Source organism: Pseudomonadota bacterium, from assembly GCA_030859565.1.
Classification (GTDB): Bacteria; Pseudomonadota; Gammaproteobacteria; order JACCXJ01; family JACCXJ01; genus USCg-Taylor.
In genome coordinates this window covers 1-17019 of record JALZJW010000083.1, presented here as the reverse complement: position 1 = coordinate 17019, position 17019 = coordinate 1, and the positions used below count along the sequence as shown (strand labels likewise).

Annotated in this window: 15 protein-coding genes and 1 pseudogene; 4 read left to right on the top strand and 12 right to left on the bottom strand. The window is 60.4% G+C overall.

The features are described 5' to 3' along the window. The 8 genes from M3436_12885 to M3436_12850 all read right to left on the bottom strand — a co-directional run. A partial coding sequence (locus tag M3436_12885; GenBank protein MDQ3564988.1) for an MMPL family transporter occupies positions 1–1990 on the bottom strand: 1990 nt, incomplete at its 3' end. Positions 1991–2123: 133 nt separating this feature from the next. After that, positions 2124–3536, bottom strand: a complete 1413-nt coding sequence (gene nhaA, locus M3436_12880; GenBank protein ID MDQ3564987.1) for a Na+/H+ antiporter NhaA — start codon at positions 3534–3536, stop codon at positions 2124–2126. Between the two features lie 163 nt (positions 3537–3699). Further along, positions 3700–5013, bottom strand: a complete 1314-nt coding sequence (locus tag M3436_12875) for a DEAD/DEAH box helicase (GenBank protein MDQ3564986.1) — start codon at positions 5011–5013, stop codon at positions 3700–3702. Between the two features lie 281 nt (positions 5014–5294). Further along, the gene (locus M3436_12870) at positions 5295–6158 is read right to left on the bottom strand and encodes an SPFH/Band 7/PHB domain protein (protein MDQ3564985.1); all 864 of its coding nucleotides are present in this window, start codon (positions 6156–6158) and stop codon (positions 5295–5297) included. Positions 6159–6170: 12 nt separating this feature from the next. Then, positions 6171–6611 carry an NfeD family protein gene (locus tag M3436_12865; protein MDQ3564984.1) on the bottom strand — a complete coding sequence of 147 codons (441 nt, stop codon included), beginning with the start codon at positions 6609–6611 and terminating at the stop codon, positions 6171–6173. A 10-nt stretch (positions 6612–6621) separates the two neighbouring features. Next, positions 6622–7398 carry a DNA polymerase III subunit epsilon gene (gene dnaQ / locus M3436_12860; protein ID MDQ3564983.1) on the bottom strand — a complete coding sequence of 259 codons (777 nt, stop codon included), beginning with the start codon at positions 7396–7398 and terminating at the stop codon, positions 6622–6624. Between the two features lie 10 nt (positions 7399–7408). Next, a complete protein-coding gene (gene rnhA / locus M3436_12855) occupies positions 7409–7921 on the bottom strand; it encodes a ribonuclease HI (GenBank protein MDQ3564982.1) in 513 nt (170 codons plus the stop codon). A gap of 1 nt (position 7922) precedes the next feature. Then, on the bottom strand, positions 7923–8687 hold the full coding sequence (locus M3436_12850) for a class I SAM-dependent methyltransferase (protein MDQ3564981.1): 765 nt from the start codon (positions 8685–8687) through the stop codon (positions 7923–7925). 77 nt (positions 8688–8764) lie between these two features. On the opposite strand from M3436_12850, the gene gloB reads away from it, so the two are divergent. Further along, positions 8765–9529 (top strand): hydroxyacylglutathione hydrolase, encoded by a 765-nt coding sequence (gene gloB / locus M3436_12845; protein ID MDQ3564980.1) that lies wholly within the window; start codon positions 8765–8767, stop codon positions 9527–9529. Positions 9530–9679: 150 nt separating this feature from the next. After that, positions 9680–10927: a transglycosylase SLT domain-containing protein gene (locus M3436_12840; protein ID MDQ3564979.1), complete on the top strand. Its 1248-nt coding sequence runs from the start codon at positions 9680–9682 to the stop codon at positions 10925–10927. A 120-nt stretch (positions 10928–11047) separates the two neighbouring features. Here M3436_12840 and M3436_12835 read toward each other — a convergent pair. The 3 genes and pseudogenes from M3436_12835 to M3436_12825 all read right to left on the bottom strand — a co-directional run bounded on the left by M3436_12835 (position 11048) and on the right by M3436_12825 (position 13853). Further along, positions 11048–11265 (bottom strand): annotated as a pseudogene (locus M3436_12835) (phospholipid ABC transporter ATP-binding protein MlaF). Between the two features lie 46 nt (positions 11266–11311). Next, on the bottom strand, positions 11312–11677 hold the full coding sequence (locus M3436_12830) for a transposase (GenBank protein MDQ3564978.1): 366 nt from the start codon (positions 11675–11677) through the stop codon (positions 11312–11314). Between the two features lie 355 nt (positions 11678–12032). Next, the gene (locus M3436_12825) at positions 12033–13853 is read right to left on the bottom strand and encodes a heme peroxidase family protein (protein MDQ3564977.1); all 1821 of its coding nucleotides are present in this window, start codon (positions 13851–13853) and stop codon (positions 12033–12035) included. A 1454-nt stretch (positions 13854–15307) separates the two neighbouring features. Between M3436_12825 and M3436_12820 the strand changes: the two genes are divergently transcribed. Then, a complete protein-coding gene (locus M3436_12820; protein ID MDQ3564976.1) occupies positions 15308–15811 on the top strand; it encodes a LysM peptidoglycan-binding domain-containing protein in 504 nt (167 codons plus the stop codon). Positions 15812–15879: 68 nt separating this feature from the next. On the opposite strand, the gene M3436_12815 is transcribed toward M3436_12820, so the two are convergent. Continuing rightward, complete coding sequence (locus tag M3436_12815; protein MDQ3564975.1) at positions 15880–16134, bottom strand: DUF202 domain-containing protein; 255 nt, start codon at positions 16132–16134, stop codon at positions 15880–15882. A gap of 243 nt (positions 16135–16377) precedes the next feature. Here M3436_12815 and M3436_12810 point away from each other — a divergent pair, with 243 nt between their 5' ends. After that, positions 16378–16692, top strand: a complete 315-nt coding sequence (locus M3436_12810; protein MDQ3564974.1) for a hypothetical protein — start codon at positions 16378–16380, stop codon at positions 16690–16692. Positions 16693–17019: the final 327 nt, after the last annotated feature.

Sequence of the window (17019 nt, the reverse complement as noted above, 5' to 3'; positions counted from 1 at the left end):
CGATGTTCAACATCAGGCCGGTAGCGCGCATGAACAGGAACATCACCAGGATGGCGAAGATCGACGGGATGATCGCCATCAGCCGTGCGGTGCCGCTGCGGAAGACGACCAGGAAAGCGCCGAAAATCACGACTACCGTGAGCGCGAAGCTGTGTACCAGCGTCGGCACCAAGTTCTGCGCCGTCTTGGCGTTGAGGGGCGCCAGGCCGACGGTATCGAGCGCGAACTCGGCGAGCGCCGGGGCCGCCGCTACCGTCTCGCTCCAGATCCGCCGCACCGAGGCGTTGAGGCGCTGGAAGCCGGGCTCGTCGATGGCGTGCGAGATCACGGTCACCTGCGCCTGCGCCAGCTCGTGCGGCTGCACGAAGCGCTGCAGCATCGGCTCCTGCGGCACCAGACCCTCGAGGTCGGCGGCGAGTTGCTCGACCGCCGCCGGGTCTCGGGGCCAGGCGTCGCCCTCGCCGCTCAAATAGCGGATCAGGCGCAGGATGCTCGTCGGACCGATCGCGGCGCCGACGTCGGGATCGGCCTCGAGCGCCTGCTGGAAGCGGTGTAGCCCGTTGAGCACGTCGGGCTCGGAGACGCTCCCGAGATCGCCGCGCAGCCACACGTGGGTGACCGAGAGCCCGGGCGTGATCGGACCGAGGCGTTTGCTGTCGCGGTAGAGCGGCGCCGAGTGATTCATGTGCTCGACCGGATCGGTAAGCAGCGGCATCGGCGCCAGCAGGCCCGGGAAGCCGAACAGCGCCGCGGCGCCAGCGCCCGACAGGGCCAACGCCGCGCCGACCAGCGGCCAACGCCAGCGGTAGCTGAAGCGCGGCAGCCACGCCGCCAGGCGGTCAAAGCCGATGCTCGCGGCGCGCCGCTCCTGCTGCGTCGGCGTGCGCAGCACCGCTTGTAGGGCCGGGAAGAGCGTGAACACGATCACCCAGGAGGCGGTGACGCCGACGGCGACCCAGATGCCCATCTCGCGGATGGGCCGGATGTCCGACACCGCCAGCGCCGCGAAGCCGGCCGCGGTGGCGAACATCGAGGCCGTGCAGGGGACGAACTTGTTGCACAGCGCGAACACCTGGTGCATGCCGATCGGCCGCTCCGGCGGGCGTTCGACGAAGCGCGAGTGCAGGTAGACGAGCGTGGCCGTGGCGGTGACCAGGACGGTCATCGGTACCATCGGCGAGACGATGGTGAAAGTGCCGCCGGTGATCCCAACGTAGCCGACCGAGACGGCGAGACAGACGCCGAGCGTGATGAGGAACGCGCCGAGCGTGCGCGCCGAGCGGTAGAGGGCGACATTCAGCGCGATGACGAAGGCGGTGAAGAGCAGGAAATAAATCGGCGCGGAGCGCTGCGTCTCATCGAGATACACGTTGACATACGGCTGGCCAAGCCGGTGCAGGCCGGCGATGGGACCGAGGCGCGCCGCGACGCCGGCGATCGCCTGCTCGACCTCGTCGAGCAGCAGCAGGCGGTCGGCGCTGCCGCGCACCTCGAAGATCAGTCCGAGCGCGATGTAGCCGCTGCCGAGCAGTCCCTGGCGGCGGAACTGGTCGGTGCCGGTGGCGAATTGGCGCAAGGCGGTGAGGCTCTCGGGGGTGGGCTCGAAGCCGGCCTTGGCGCGCCGGTACACCGACAGCACCGAGTTGGTGGTTACGCGCGGGTTGGTCTGGATGGCGCGCTCGAGCGCATCGAGCTTGGTGATCACCTCGGGCGCGAGCGGGTCCGGCGCCTCGACCAGCAGCAGCGCGTACTCGCCGCCGCCGAACACCTGCTCGAAAGCGCGCGTGGCCACGTAGTCGGGATCGGTGGCGACGATCAGCCTGTCGATCGAGTTGTCCTGCCCGACCTTGGCGGCGTAGTAGGCGCTCGGCGGAAGGAGGAGCGCATAGCAGGCAATTACCCACCAGCGCCGCGCGATCAGCGCCGCGAAAAAGCGCGCCAGCGCGCCGGCTTCGGTCGAGGTATCGATGGCGAGTCGCTTGACGCTCATGGTTCTGACACCGAATCAAACTCGCATATGCCCTTATCCCAATAGCTCGCTACAAAGCGGTAAAAGGAGGCTTCTCAAGAGCGTTCTGCTGCGGGCGAAAAAATCATTGATGGCGCCACAGCAAAAATAAAAACTAAATCGTATGGTCACCCGCTTTCGAGTTTCGCAGTGGAGGACGGCGAGGCGATGCACCGAACGCGAGCCATGCAAGCCCGATAAGCGCGCTGGCGAGCGAGGCAAAGAGGATGCCGATCTTCGCTAGCTCCAGATGGTTGGGATTGTCAAAGGCGAGCTGGCTGATGAACAGCGACATCGTGAAGCCAATGCCGCCCAGCCAAGCGGCACCGAGCAGGTGGCGCCACTTAACCTCGGGCGGCAGTCGGCCTACTCCTAGCCGGATCGCAAGCCAACTAAATCCGCTGATGCCAACGAACTTGCCGAGCAGGAGGCCGAGCGCAATGCCGAGGGTGATAGGGTGACTCAGGTTGCTCACCAGATCGGCGTTGCGAAAATCAATGCCCGCGTTCGCGAAAGCGAAGAGTGGCAGAACGACGAAGGTCACCCAGGGGCTCAGCCCGTGCTCAGTGCGGTGTAGCGGGCTCTGGACGGCTTTCGAGTCGCGCTCCAGGTTGGCCGCGATCGTGGCCATGTCGTGACTGCTCAGCGGATCGCTCGGTGTGCTGAGGTCCTCGGCATGCGCGCGGAATGCCGCCAGCAGCTGGGACACCCGCGCGTCATACTGTTCGGGCGTGCGTGCCGGGCGCGCCGGGATCGTGAACGCCAATAGGATGCCCGCTATCGTCGCATGGATGCCCGAGCGCAGCATGAAATACCAAAGGATAACGCCAAGCACCCAATAGGGCAGTTGCTGGCGTATACCCCCCTGATTGAGCAGTATCAGGACACCCCATGTGGCGGCCGCGCTCACGAGGGCGCCGGTGTCCAATTCACCCGTATAAAAGATTGCGATCACCAGTACCGCACCAAGATCGTCGGCGATTGCCAGCGCCATCAAAAAAATTACCAGGCCGCGCGGCACACGCCAGGCGAGCAAGACAAGTACGCCAATCGCAAATGCAATATCGGTCGCCATGGGGATGCCCCAGCCTTGAGCTGCCGGGGGCTCGGGATTCAACGCCAGATAGATCGCGGCGGGTACAACCATTCCGCCGATGGCAGCGAAGATCGGCAGGGCCGCATCCCGGAGCGACGCCAGCTCGCCGACGAGCACCTCGCGCTTGAGCTCCAGCCCGACGACGAGGAAGAAGAGCGCCATGAGTCCGTCGTTGATCCAGTGATGTAGCGTTTGCTCGAGGGTCCATGCGCCCATGCCAATGGTCATCGGCTGCTCCAAGAACTGGGCGAGCGGCTCCCCGAGCGGGGAATTCGCGGCGATCAGCGTCAGAACCGTTGTTCCCATCAGCACAAGGCCGCCCGCCGTCGCGCGACGCAAGAAGTCTTCAAGCGGGCTTAGAATACGGCCGAATAGTCGCTCCAGCGGATACTCGCCAAACACCTTCGTTGCCTCGGGAGGACGGACGTTCATATTCTCTTGGCTCGGAAAAGTGACGTGCGTACGGCGTCACAGGAGCATTTGCGGGCCAGCCGATTTATATTCTCGCTTCGTTATAGTGAGCCGCACTTCACCAGGTAAAACACAAGACGTTAAAAAGTTCAAACGTTCTTGTTTTGTGAGTCACAACGCCTGCTTAGCCCCTCATCCCGCTGGGCCTCCCCGATGTGCGTCCGGGCTGGCTAGGCCGGAAACCAACCTTCTTGCCGTGCGGCCGTGGCCGGTGCTTGTTTATGGCATCGGAACCGGCACGTCCGCGCGGCCCGTTCTGACCCCGCTGCAGCGGCTTGGGTTTACGCGCCCCCGGTTCGGGGCTGGTGGGCTCGAGCCCCGGGATCACCTGCCGGTCCAGCTTCTGGGCGGTCAGCCGCTCGATGCGCCCGAGCTTAATCCCATCTCCCGGCCCTACCAACGAGATGGCGGTACCGGTAACGCCGGCGCGGCCGGTGCGCCCGATCCGATGGATATAGTCCTGTGCAACCATGGGAAGGTCGAAGTTGATCACATGACTGATATCCTTGATGTCGAGCCCACGGGCGGCCACGTCGGTCGCGACGAGGACCCGCAGCTTACCCCTACGCAGGCGTTCCACGGTGCGATTCCGGGCGCTTTGGCGCATGTCCCCGTGTAGGGCAGCCGCCGCGTGCCCATCCGCTTCGAGGGTTCCGGCCAGGTTTTCGGCCCCGCGTTTAGTCGCGGTAAAAATGATGGCCTGGTAGACTTTGGTATCCTGTAACAGGTGATCGAGAAGGGCGTGCTTGTGTTTCGTATTATCGAAACGGTGCATCCGCTGCTCGATCAAGGTGTGGCGCTCCTTGATGCCGGCGATCTGGACGCGCACCGGATGTTGTAACAAGCGCCGCGCGACCCGCAGGATGTCCCCTTCCAAGGTGGCCCCGAACAGCAAGCTCTGGCGCCCGGCCGGGGTGGCCGCCGCGATGCGCTCGACATCCTCGATGAAGCCCATGTCCAGCATGCGATCGGCCTCGTCGAGGACCAGGAGCTCCAGGCGGGAGAAGTCGACTCGACCCCGCTCCATATGATCGAGCAAACGCCCCGGCGTGGCCACCAGGACATCCAGGGGCCTGCCGAGCAGTTGTTGCTGCGGCGGATAGGCGACGCCGCCCACGATGGCCCCGAACGAGCAGCGCGTGAAGCGGCCGAGCTGCCGGATGGATTCGTTGATCTGGTTGGCCAACTCGCGTGTCGGGGTCAGGACTAACACCCGCGGGCCGCGGCCGCGCGCCGTGGATGGCGTCAGCAAGCGCTGCAAGGCGGGCAACACGAAGGCGGCCGTCTTGCCCGTGCCGGTCTGTGCCGAGGCCATGACGTCACGGCCTTCCAGGGCGAGCGGGATAACCTGACGCTGCACCTCGGTGGGCGAGAGAAAGCGGCTGGCTTCGATAGCGCGTAGCAGCAAAGAATCGAGATTTAATTCTTGAAATGACAAAGCATAATCCTCGTCCACCGACCGTCGGCGGAAACTTGAGCCAAGTATCTGAACCGAGTCACAGGGGATCCGCGGGAGCCGCGCCCGGGAGGCACCGGTACCGCAGGTGGAGACACTGTATAGGCAGCTACCGCTGTGGTGAGGGGGAGACCGCCAGGTTCCTTACCGCGTTATTGCCCGCTGAAGGGCGCATTGCATCATTAATAGGGCGGCGGGTGGGAACTATACGCAAGTCAAGCCATGGGTTCAAGGGCGAGCCATAACAATTGAGGCTTACGCCGCTACGGCCGGCTTCGGCCCAGGAGACCTTGTATGGCCTGAATAAGATCTGCGGGCAATAGGACGGTTTTACTGCCGGGTGACGCCGCCAGATCCTTGATCGCCGTAATATAGCGTTCGCCCAAAAGGAAATAGGCGGGCAAATCGCGATCGGAGATCGCATCGGTCACTTTTTTAATCGCTTCCGACGCGCCGCTGGCGAGAGTAATTTGCGCCGCGGCGTCGCGTTTCGCGGCTTCCAAGCGCGCCTCCGCCTGAAGAATGGCCGCCTGTTTCTCCCCTTCCGCCCTGATGACGGCCGCTTTTCGCTCGCGCTCGGCGGCCGCCTGTTTTTCCATCGACGTTTGCATCGATGCCGACGGTTTGATGTCCTGGATTTCAACGGATTTCACCGTTAGCCCCCAGTCGGCCACGTCGTCGGAAATCGACTCTTTCAGTCTCACCTTGATCTGATCGCGTGAGGACAGCGCATGGTCGAGTTCCATCTCCCCGATGATCGACCGCAACGTGGTTTGGGTAATATTCGAGACCCCGGAGCGAAAGTCAGTGATGCCGTAGACGGCCTTGACGGTGTCGGTCACCTTCACAAAGGCGATCGCATTGGTAATGATGACAACATTGTCGCGCGTGATCACCTCTTGTTCAGGTATATCGAGGATGAGATCCTTGGTGGGCACCCGGTAGGCCACCCGATCGATGTACGGGATCAGAAACCGCAATCCCGCCGTCAAGGTCGAGTTGAACTTCCCCAGCCGTTCAACCACCCATTCTTCGCCTTGCGGTACGGTGCGCACCGCTTTGGCGATCGTGACCAGGACAATAATGAATACCGCAAAGGCAATCAGTGTAAATTCTGTAAATTCCACGGTCCCTCCCCGCTATGAAAGCTTTTCGACCTTGAGTGTCTGCCCTACCACGTCCACTATTTTAGCGCGTTCGCCGGAAGCGATCCGTTCATCCGCGATCACCGGCCAGGTCTCCGATCCGAGTATCGGTTTTTGGAATCGGATCGTACCCCGCTGCATCTCGGATACCTCCTGGACGATCAGGCCCCGTTCCCCGACAACGGCCTCCTTTGAGAGGCCCGACAGGGTCCGATGCGGCGCCGGAAATAGCTGGAACCAGAGCACGGCCATCCCGACGGACAGCCCTCCCCAGAGCGAAAGCTGCTGTGCGAGGCTGAGATCGACATAGGCGGCCACGATCCCTACCAGCACGGCCGCGACACCGAACCAGAGGATAAAAAACGTCGGGCCCAAAAGCTCGATCAGCATTAGTCCGATCCCACCGACGATCCAAGCCCACCAAGGTATTTGCATGAGACGAATCCTATTGATGACTAGCGCAAGAGTCAGAATATTGCTCTATAAGTGACTCCTGCGGGGACACTGCCCCATCATCGGTTTCCTCGCGCCGCCACAGGCACCGGCCACCGCTCGCGCGATCGATAATCTCCAGAAGCCTGCGGTGCTCCGTCCGCTCGCCCTCACTAGGAACGATCACGGGTAGCGGCGGCCGCTTTTCGGCGCGGACCGATTCTATTTTCTTTCCGGCGGCGGGCCTAAAGTCATCCAGGAGCAGATCGGCTTGTCCGCCGGTAATCGCAAGATACACATCGGCAAGGATCTCCGCATCGAGCAAGGCGCCGTGCTGTATGCGCGCCGAGTTGTCGACCTGGTAGCGCTTGCACAAGGCGTCCAAGCTATTCTTTTGTCCAGGATGTAACTCGCGTGCCAGGGCCAGAGTGTCGATCACCGCACAGACTTCCTCGATCCGCCCCCACTCCGGCCCGAGCCGCCGGAGCTCGTTGTTGATAAAGCCGATGTCAAAAGCGGCGTTGTGGATGATAAGGTCGGCGCCCCGGATGAAGTCTAAAAATTCCTTCGCGATGTCTGCGAATCGTGGACTGTCCTTGAGTTGCGCCAGGGTAATACCGTGCACCTCCACCGCGCCGGGATCGATGTCCCGGTCCGGGCAAAGATAATAATGAAACCGGCGCTCGCTCACTCGCCGATTGACGAGATCCACACAGCCAATCTCGATGATTCGATGACCCTCTCCCGGCTCGAGGCCCGTGGTTTCCGTATCGAGTACGATCTGGCGCATTAGAGCTTCCTTAGTCTGTCGCCGCGTTCCTATCGCCGCTTGCACGAGCAGCTAAAAGCCGGTCGATCGCGCGATTCGCCAAGCGATCGACCCGCTCGTTTTCAACGTGCCCCGAGTGGCCCTTTACCCATTGCCACTTTATATCGTGGCGCGACGCCGCGGCAGCCAGCCGTTGCCAGAGTTCGACGTTTTTAACCGGCTGTTTATCCGCAGTACGCCATCCGCGCCGCTGCCAGCGCGGGAGCCACTCGGTGATACCGTTTTTTACGTAGACCGAGTCGGTCGTCAACCGGACTCCGCAATGATGCTTCAAAGCTTCGAGGCCCCGAATAGCGGCCATGAGCTCCATGCGGTTGTTGGTCGTAAACGGCTCGGCGCCGCTCAGCGTCTTCTCGTTTCCTTTATAACGTAGCAAGACCCCCCATCCCCCGGGTCCGGGATTCCCGCGGCAGGCCCCATCGGTAAACAGCTCAACGCGGATTCCTTCGGAGGTCTCTTGCGCAAAGCCTGGACGAGCGGCCATGCTAGGGCTTGACGCGCTGCACGGACGAGCCGGCGACGCCACCATGGATAACTCTACGCTGCGCGTGCCTCCGCGCCCCGATCGGCGTCATCGCCTCGATACGCTTTTTCCCGACCAGGAGATACACCCCGCCGAAACCGAGCCAAGCGCCGATACGCTCGCCTATCTCCCATCGCCGCTCGGCCGGCGCGTTAGCCCAGGGCGCGCGCACATTGAACCGGCGCGATTGCACCATATCAAATCCAAGATCGCGCAGCCAAGCTTGAAGGCGCCCCATCGCCAAGAACCGCCCACACCAAGGTACGCGCTTTCCCCACGCGCTGCAAAGGCGCCACAGCCCCCATAAGCTCCATGGATTGAATCCCAAGATCACCACGTGACCTTCGCCCACAAGAACGCGTTCGGTTTCGCGCAAGACTTCCATCCCGTCCGCTTGGAACTCCAAGACATGCGGCAGGACGATCACATCGATACTGCGGGTTTGCAGCGGTAACGCCCCCGCCGCGCATAACGGATGGCCAAGCATTGCGATAGGCGGTTGCGGGTCGATGTTGAGCACGATTCGATGCGCGATGCGGCTGCCCGCAAACAGATCGGCCGCGCCGAGCACCCCGATTTGGACGATATGAAAACCGAACAGGCCCGATAAAACCGGGCCGAGCTGGGCGCGTTCCGCTTGCAATACGGAGTCCCCGAGAGGGCCTTGAAACCATTCCACCAGCCGCGTCCACAAGGAAAGCGATCGATCGTCGCTGATCAGAACCATGATGGATCCGGCATGTCGCGACTGTATACTGGCCTCATCATACTGGCCGCATCGAGGTCATCCACGGAGATAAAAGCATGGTCGATGTCTTTCCGGTCGCTGCGCTGAAAGACAATTATATCTGGTTCATTCGCAACGGGGACATCGTCGTGGTTGTCGATCCTAGCGATGCCGTGCCCGTCGATCAAACCCTGACCGCACAGGGGCTCAAGCTCACGGCCATACTCGTCACCCATCATCACTGGGATCACGTCAATGGCATTGAATCGCTGGTCGAGCGTTACCGCGTGCCCGTCTATGGCCCGAAGCTCGAGACCATCCCCAAATGCCGTCATGGGGTGATCGACGGCGACACGATCGAGTTTCCCGATCTCGATCTATCATTCAAGGTCCTGGGCGTCCCCGGCCATACCTCCGGCGCGGTCGCTTATTCCGGCGCGGAGTTGTTGTTCAGCGGCGATACCCTGTTCACCGCCGGCTGCGGGCGTCTATTCGAGGGAACGGCTGAACAAATGTATACCTCCCTCACCAAGCTCATGAGCCTGCCGCCCCGGACACGCCTTTATTGTGGTCACGAGTATACGCGCGCTAACCTCGCTTTCGCCCGCGCGGTCGAACCCGATAACGCGGCCATTGCCGCGCGCATCCGGGAAACCGCGGCACGGCGTGCCCAAGGATTGCCGACGGTGCCTTCGACCTTAGACCTAGAACGGCAAACGAATCCTTTCGTTCGCTGTTCGGCGCCCGAAGTCAAGCGCGCGGCCGAACGGCAAGCGCGACGGCCATTGTGCTCCGATACCGAGGTATTCGCGGCTTTGCGCCAGTGGAAAGACATTTATTAGGACTGCTAATAAATCTCGCTAGTCGCCAAATGAGTATCTAGATGTCATGCTAAATCATCCTGTTATAGCTTGTTCATCGCATTTTTCTACAGATTTAGCAAACGCTTGAAGGGTTGACACCCCCGTTCGGCCTCCATAGCATCTCTGCAAATGCGACGGGGCAACCATCGTCCAATAATAATAATTTGCACCCCCATCCTCCTGAGCGGCTGTCTGGCGGTGCCGCAGGTAGAGGACCAGGCGCAGTCTCTCCCGCCGCGCACCGCGAACCCCGGCGTATTCGATTCGGCCTACCGCTCGGGGCACCTCGACGAATTACGCGCTCGCCTTAGTCAACGCCTTGCGCAAGCGCCCCTCTCCCACGAACCGGACGATGATCTTTGGGAACGGATCCGGCAGGGATTCACGCTACCCCAGCCGTCCCCGCCATCGAAAGAGTCTTGGCCGGGGCTGCGGCAGGTCTACCTCGACCAGTTGGCCGAGCGGGCGCGTCCATACCTGCATCACATCGTTGTAGAGGTGGAACGGCGCGCTATGCCGACCGAAATCGTGCTGTTGCCGATTATTGAGAGTGCTTATCGTCCGGAAGCGTATTCGCCCCGCCACGCCGCAGGCATCTGGCAGTTGATCCCGGGAACGGGAAAACGCTTTGGTCTTAGACAGAGCGCGTGGTACGACGGACGGCGCGATGTCCTCGCTTCCACCGACGCGGCACTTGATTATCTGGAGAACCTCCATGACCTCTTCAAGGGGGACTGGCTGCATGCATTAGCGGCGTACAACTGCGGAGAAAAAACCGTTCAGACGGCCATCCACCGCAACCGCCGCGCGGGCCGCTCGATGAGTTATTGGTCGCTCGACTTGCCGGCGGAAACGAAAAAGTTCGTGCCTAAGCTCTTAGCGATGTCGAGCATCGTCGCCGCGCCCGCGGAGTATAACGTCAGCCTCAAACCGATCGCGAATAAGCCTTACGTTTCCGAAGTCGAAATCGGCGCGCCTATCCGCCTCGCCCGGGCGGCGGCGCTGGCGCAAATGAGCGTGGCCGAATTGCGGTGGCTGAATCCGGGCGTGATCCAGGACGCGACCGGCCCAACAGGACCGCATAGATTAACATTGCCGGTGAAAAACGCGGATATCTTGAAGCGCAAGATCGCCCACTCGGTAAGACCCCCTCTGGCGGTGGCCAGCGCGCCTCACTCCCTAGCCGCCGTTCTTGCCGGGAAGCCGCGGCGCGCGGGCCTGCGTCACACGATCCGGGCGGGAGATTCGCTGTCGCTAATCGCGAATCAATACCGCGTCAGCGTCCGCCAGATCCTGCGATGGAATCAGATACACCAAAAAAAGGTGTTGCTTCCGGGGGCGGTTTTGTTGATTTATCCGCATCGAAGCGCGGCATAAGCCGCTTGCGGCCGAGGCATCCATTGCGTTTACGGCCACGAGGCGGCCGCGAGTAGATACAGTATCGCCGCCAAATAAACCACCGCGCTCAGCCCGAGATCAATAGAGATCACCGCGCCCAACATCGCGTGCGCCCCGTAGCCCCACCGCCTCGAGCTTCATCAGCACCAGATCGAGATCATCGGCTCAGGCAGCCGGGTGTGCTCGCGTAAGGGGAAGGCCACGTTTTCGAACACCGGGAGATCGGTTAAGAGCGCGCCGCTCTGGAACAGCATGCCCATGCGTTGGCGTAAGCTCATTAACGCTCCTCGCGATAATGCCGTGACCTCCTGCCCGTCGAACGGTAGTGTGCAGGCTCGTCCACCATCGCCGCGCGAACGGGATTCAGTTCGATGTAACGCATGCCGGTGAGCAGATACGTCTTCGCCTGGATGAGTGAGGACTTGTAGCGGCTCTCCCAGAGCGTGCCCGTACGCCGAGACTTCCGGTTGATATACTGCACGTAGCGTCGGCCGAGATGATGAGCTTCGATACCGCCGCTGCTCTCTTGGGGGTGAGGAGCAGGTGCACGTGGGTGCTCATGAGGGCATAGGCGTGTAGCGAACAGCGTGTCTCCTTCAAAGCCTCACCGAGCCAGTGCAGGTAGGTCAAGTAGTCTTCTTCCCCAAAGAAGCACGGCTCGCGGTGGTGGCCGCGTTGCACGATGTGCAGGGGTATTCCATCGAGGTGAACACGCGGGTGGCGGGGCATAAACCCAATATATCATAAACAAACCGAGCCTGGCCCCTATAGTCGGGGAATACATGGTCAAGCAGGCGTTAACCGGCGTAAGCCGGGCTTCAACGAAGCTTAGTATGGGTTCGCTCCTTCAGTAAGTTGCTGGAAGAAGCACAAAAGCGCCACTTGCTTGAACTGGAGCGATGAAAAGTGGGGAGGAAACGAGCTTGGGACGCCCCAGGAATCTATTTTTCAGGAGGCTAAATCGTTACCGAATTTGAAATTCCCGGCTCGATCTAAAATGAGGTTGCGAAGGTTCCCTGCTCGCTGAAATCGGAACGGACGGCAGCTTGTGGATGCCGTCCGTTCCGAACCTGATACGCCCGCGTTAGGCGATGAGGCCCGCGAACCTGAGGAAGTCGCGGATGGTCACGATCAGATCGCCGTCTTTTGGATCGCCGCCGGTCTTGGGGGGCAACTTCACGCCCTTGCTGGGATCCCAGCCGCCCTGCTGCTTGAGGTAGGACTCCGGATCGTTAAGTAGCTGTCCGATGATGGTCTCGCAGACGATGCGGCTACCGAGATCACCCAGCGAGTTGCCGTTGGCGCGCACCTCAGCCTCCTTGAGCACGTAAAACCATAGAGGCGTCCGTTCAAGGAAGCCGCTGTCCTGCAGAACCTGGTTCAGCGGGCCGCTGTTGCCGAGGCGCAACTCGTTCGCGCTCAACGGAGCGATCTCCATCTCCTTCGCGACGCTCTGCCCTGTCGGGATGCTCAGAAGGTAGCCGCGCAGGAGATTGCGCCTAGCCAGGCGCTTCAAGATCGCCTTGATGTCTACGTTGGGCTGAGCGTTGCCCTGGTTCACCAAGTCCCTGAGGGGCGGTGCCAGGCGAGTGTCGATCTTGCGCGCGAAGTGGTCAGGAAATAAGCTGGCCTTGTCGGTGAAACGTTCCCACTCGATGATCCAGTTGAAGGGCAGCACTTCGGTCCCGCCGCGGAACGGCTCGGGGTCCCCGTTGCCCGTGAAAAAGAACAGGTTATCGAAGGAAGCATTATCGATAACAGGCAACTGCCCGGGCGCGGGCCGTCCAAAGTTGCGGTTATGGTCGTAGGCGGCGCGGACCATGGTGTGGCCGAAGCGGTAGGCTGCGACGGAGAACTCCAGAGGCATGTACGGCTTGCCGTTGCGCGGTGCGTAGTGCTTCGGCCTACCGAGCAGGATTTTATCAACGATTCCAGTGAGCGTAACCGTCTTCAGAAAGTCGTTGACGACGAGCCACTGGTAATGCCAGCGGGTCAGTTGCTGGGCTCGCTCGAATAGCTGTGCGTCGCTCCTCTTGCAGCCGTCGTAGTCGTTGGGCTCGTTGGCCGTCACCCATTCAACGACGGCGTTGTGGAAGCGCAGGACAGCGGTGTGGAACTGCGCGATGATGAGGTTCTCGTCGTTGCGTGCATCAGCAATGAAAGCAAGGTTTTTAAAATTTGACTTCTTGCGAAGGTCCTCGGGAAAGTCCTGCTCCTTTACGACACCCTCTTCAATCAGCGGACCAATGCGCGGCAGATCCCGGTTTGGGTCAGTATCGCCTCCTGTGACCTTATCGGGCGGAATGGGAACGCCACGGATGGGAGGGGGTTCGGGAGGGGGGACGGGATTTAGGGCAACCTTGCCGACCCTGAGCTTGATGCCGTCGTACATTCTGCCGGCCTGGGTCGGCTTGCTTGCATCAAACGTCGGCCCGTCGCCGTAGACGCTGTCGAGGTTGACCGTCGGCTGCCGCAGGTTCTTCAGCTCCTTCACGACGTCGGCTGGGGGGAGGGGTTTCAAGTCGGGCTTGGTAATGTCGCTTTTCGCCGAATCCCGGTCCGTGTTCGCGGTCAGGTCGTGATCGACGAACTGGCCCCAATAGGTGTAGACCGGCGGAATCGTCGAATTGCCTGTCGGCTGCAGGGGGTCTTCTCCCGGCGCCAGCGAGTCCTCCACCATCGCATCGCCGAGGGCCTTGAGACCCGCGACGACCTTGGCCGGATCGTCCGCCGGCAAAAGGGCCGCCGGGTTCGTTGCCAGTTTCGGAAAGAGATAGTCGAACGGCGTCGAGAACAGTACCTCTTCGGGTTCGGCCGTGGCGACTGCAGCGCCCGCGGTCCCGGGCCTCGCGAACCCGGCGACCGCGTCCTTCAACAGGGTAATATCCTCCCGCTTCGCGGCCAACTCGACCGTTGGCCGGGACTTGTCCTCCGTAACATGCGCGCCATGCCTGATGTCAGACAAGACTTGCCCACCCCCTTTCATCTCTGCTCCCTTTGCGTCCGTCGTCGTCTTCCCGGGGGACTGTCCTGCGCCAGCCTTGTCCCCCAAAATACCACCGTGTTTTGGATCACTCATCGTCATCGCTTGTCTCCTTGATAGAATGTCATGTCAATGAAAACTGTGTTGTAACGATCGCTGCCGCGGATAGCAAAATCAAACGCCCCTTTTTGCCAATAGGAATCTATCGCTCAGCCAGCGAGTAGTCAAAACGTATAGGATTTTTACAACGCCCTCCTCAAAAGTGAAGTTGTTGCCGACCTCTCCCTGAGCCGACACTCCCCTTTGGCCTGCACGTGTCCGAGACGCCAAACTGTCTCGACATTTGGCACCCAAGGATCGGGGACTTTTCGGGCCATTCATTGAGGACGACATCGTCCATCTTCTTTGTGGTCTCTTCTGCCCCCGGGGCGTTGTCGTCCAGGATATGCCCACCGTGTTTGAGATTCAGCATGGCTTGTCTCCTTTAGAAAAGGTCATTTCAATGAAAATAGTGCTGTAACGATCATTGGGTCGGGCGCAAAGTTCAATATTGGGCAAGAGCCAAAAATCGGGTGTCCGGAATTCAAATGGCTTACAGACTCCCCAACTCTCGGAAAAGCAATATGCGACAAAACCAATAAGCACCGGAAGTTAGACTACTGGGCAGCGGATCTCGACGCTGTGACTTTTTTCACAGAAAATTTGTGAAATATTACCCAAGTCGCACGTCGGTTAGGGCACCACCTGTGCGGGGGCGATGCGGGAGAAGTACTCGCACAGGAAGCTCTTCTTGGACATGACGTTCACACCGCAGAACAGCGCCAGGCCCCGATCGGCCGCCGGTCAATGGAGTTAGATTCTGGGGAATCTCCACAAATGTTATTGTTGGATCAGGGCGTTCAATCAGAAGGTTAGGGGATCCACGTGATGTTTGGCGATCTCTTGGGATGGTCAGCACACCGACCCAAAGGAGATCTCATTATGCAGACCATGCAGGTAATACGTAGACTCCTCCAGCAACGCGCGTAAGGCGGAAAGGTAGCTGCGTAGGTCAGAACCGGCTTCATCGGGTTCCGACGCATGGGTGACGGGTGAATACCTTCAATGAACCACATGGCTTTGCCGGATTAATCGGCGCCATCGGGTATTTGGAGGCCATTTTGTCGGAACCCGATGAAGCCGGTTCCGACCTACCATGCGGTGATGTCGACATCCTGGGTTTAGCAAGTGGAGGGCGCGTGCCCGCGCCATTCATTGGCGGTATGATTCCGTAATGCCTGATTACCGTCGCGCCCATGTGCCGGGTGGCACCTATGTCGTCACCGTCAACACCTATCGGCACCCTTATCACCGATGCCCGCGGAAACGAAAAGTTCGTGCCTAAGCTTTTAGCGATGTCGAGCATCGTCGCAGCGCCCGCAGAGTATAACGTCAGCCTCAAACCCATCGCGAATAAACCTTACGTTTCCGAAGTCGAAATCGGCGCACCCATCCGCCTCGCCCGGGCGGCGCAAATGAGCGTGGTCGAATTGCGGCGACTGAATCCGGGCGTGATCAAGGACACGACCGTCCCAACCGGACCACATAGATTAGCATTGCCGGTGAAAAACGCGGATATCCTGAAGCGCAAGATCGCCCACTCGGTAAGACCCCCTCTGGCGGTGGCCAGCGCGCCTCACTCCCTAGCCGCCGTTCTTGCCGCGAAGCGGCGGCGCGCGGGCGTGCGTCACACGATCCGGGCGGGAGACTCGCTGTCCGTAATCGCGCATCAATACCGCGTCAGCGTCCGCCAGATCCTGCGATGGAATCGGATAAACCAGCAAAAGGTGTTACTTCCGGGGACGGTTTTGTTGATTTATCCGCATCGAAGCGCGGCATAAGCCGCTTGCGGCCGGGCCATCCATTGCGTTTACGGCCGCAAGGTGGCCGGTGGTGGGAACACGCTGCGCTACTTGATGCTGCCACGCAGCCGTCTACCTACGACAAAGAAGCGATACGCGCCGATAATGATGGTGGCGCCACCTGAGGCGACGAGCACCCAGGCGATGCCGGACAATAGAAGGTCACTGGGAAAGAACTGGAGCAAGACCGCACCACCGGCGGCGAGCGCCAGAGCTGTGCGGATATAAGCCAGCAACGTGCGCTCGTTGGCCAGGCGAGTGCGCTCCACCGCCAGCTCATCTCGCAGCTCCCGCTCATTCATTGATGTTGCGAGGGTCGGGATAGAAATGTAGCGCGCGCACCCTTAGTGCAACAGCTTGGCTGTGTCGGCGTTTCCGCTTTACGTGCCCGTATAGCCATTCCCATAGCTCACGTTTCCACAAGCCCCCTGCGATCCCGGACGGTCGGATTTCCCGAGTCCGGTTACCCTTCGGTCGTCTTCCTGCCATGAAGGAGGCTCAAGGTAGGTTGTAAACGCCCTTTTTCGTCGAGAGGGACGGTACTGATGGACCTGGGAATTGTCAATCGCGCGAGTCTCGGTCCAGAATCGGGGAATTTTCGGGCCATTGCATCCTCGGCGCGCCAAGCAGGCCCTTCCCTGGGCCTGGCTTTCATCGGCCCGAGGTACCAAATTTCAGGACCGTTTGTCGTCTCGCACAATGCCGAAAGCGTTCGTATTCGGGCCCTTGACGCGTGCTTTTATGTTTTTGACGGCGACCACTTTGATGGAAAAGTCCAGGCTGTGCGCGTGTCTAGGGGCAACGAGGTACTGGCAATATGGTTCCAACAAGATCCGTTCGTTTATCTGTCAGCAAGATGACTTCATTCCCCCAAACGTTCCCGGCTTATTAGCGAAGTAGCCCGGATGAAGCGTTGCGGAATCCGGGATGATCGGAGGGGTGACATTCCGGATCTGTATGACGGTAAAACGCAAATCGCCGCGATTGGCGAAACGAATACCCGTTTTTCATTTCGTTCGGTAAACTCTAATAAATCGGCTTATGTGTATTTTAAGGGGTTGTTAGCTAGCGGGAAAGAGAGAGCCTATTCCAATGCAAGATGAGTCTGAAGGGAGGGCTTATTTCTAACACAAGATGAGTCTGAAGTAGGTCGGCGACTGTTCATGATGGGAGGATGAGTACCATCA

Bases quoted from the DNA above. Each gene is read 5' to 3' on its own strand.
- M3436_12810 (MDQ3564974.1), top strand. From the start codon at position 16,378: ATGGACCTGGGAATTGTCAATCGCGCGAGTCTCGGTCCAGAATCGGGG.
- M3436_12850 (MDQ3564981.1), bottom strand. From the start codon at position 8,687: ATGGTTCTGATCAGCGACGATCGATCGCTTTCCTTGTGGACGCGGCTG.
- nhaA (MDQ3564987.1), bottom strand. From the start codon at position 3,536: ATGAACGTCCGTCCTCCCGAGGCAACGAAGGTGTTTGGCGAGTATCCG.
- rnhA (MDQ3564982.1), bottom strand. From the start codon at position 7,921: ATGGCCGCTCGTCCAGGCTTTGCGCAAGAGACCTCCGAAGGAATCCGC.
- M3436_12840 (MDQ3564979.1), top strand. From the start codon at position 9,680: ATGCGACGGGGCAACCATCGTCCAATAATAATAATTTGCACCCCCATC.
- M3436_12865 (MDQ3564984.1), bottom strand. From the start codon at position 6,611: ATGCAAATACCTTGGTGGGCTTGGATCGTCGGTGGGATCGGACTAATG.
- M3436_12815 (MDQ3564975.1), bottom strand. From the start codon at position 16,134: ATGAATGAGCGGGAGCTGCGAGATGAGCTGGCGGTGGAGCGCACTCGC.
- gloB (MDQ3564980.1), top strand. From the start codon at position 8,765: ATGGTCGATGTCTTTCCGGTCGCTGCGCTGAAAGACAATTATATCTGG.
- dnaQ (MDQ3564983.1), bottom strand. From the start codon at position 7,398: ATGCGCCAGATCGTACTCGATACGGAAACCACGGGCCTCGAGCCGGGA.
- M3436_12830 (MDQ3564978.1), bottom strand. From the start codon at position 11,677: ATGCCCCGCCACCCGCGTGTTCACCTCGATGGAATACCCCTGCACATC.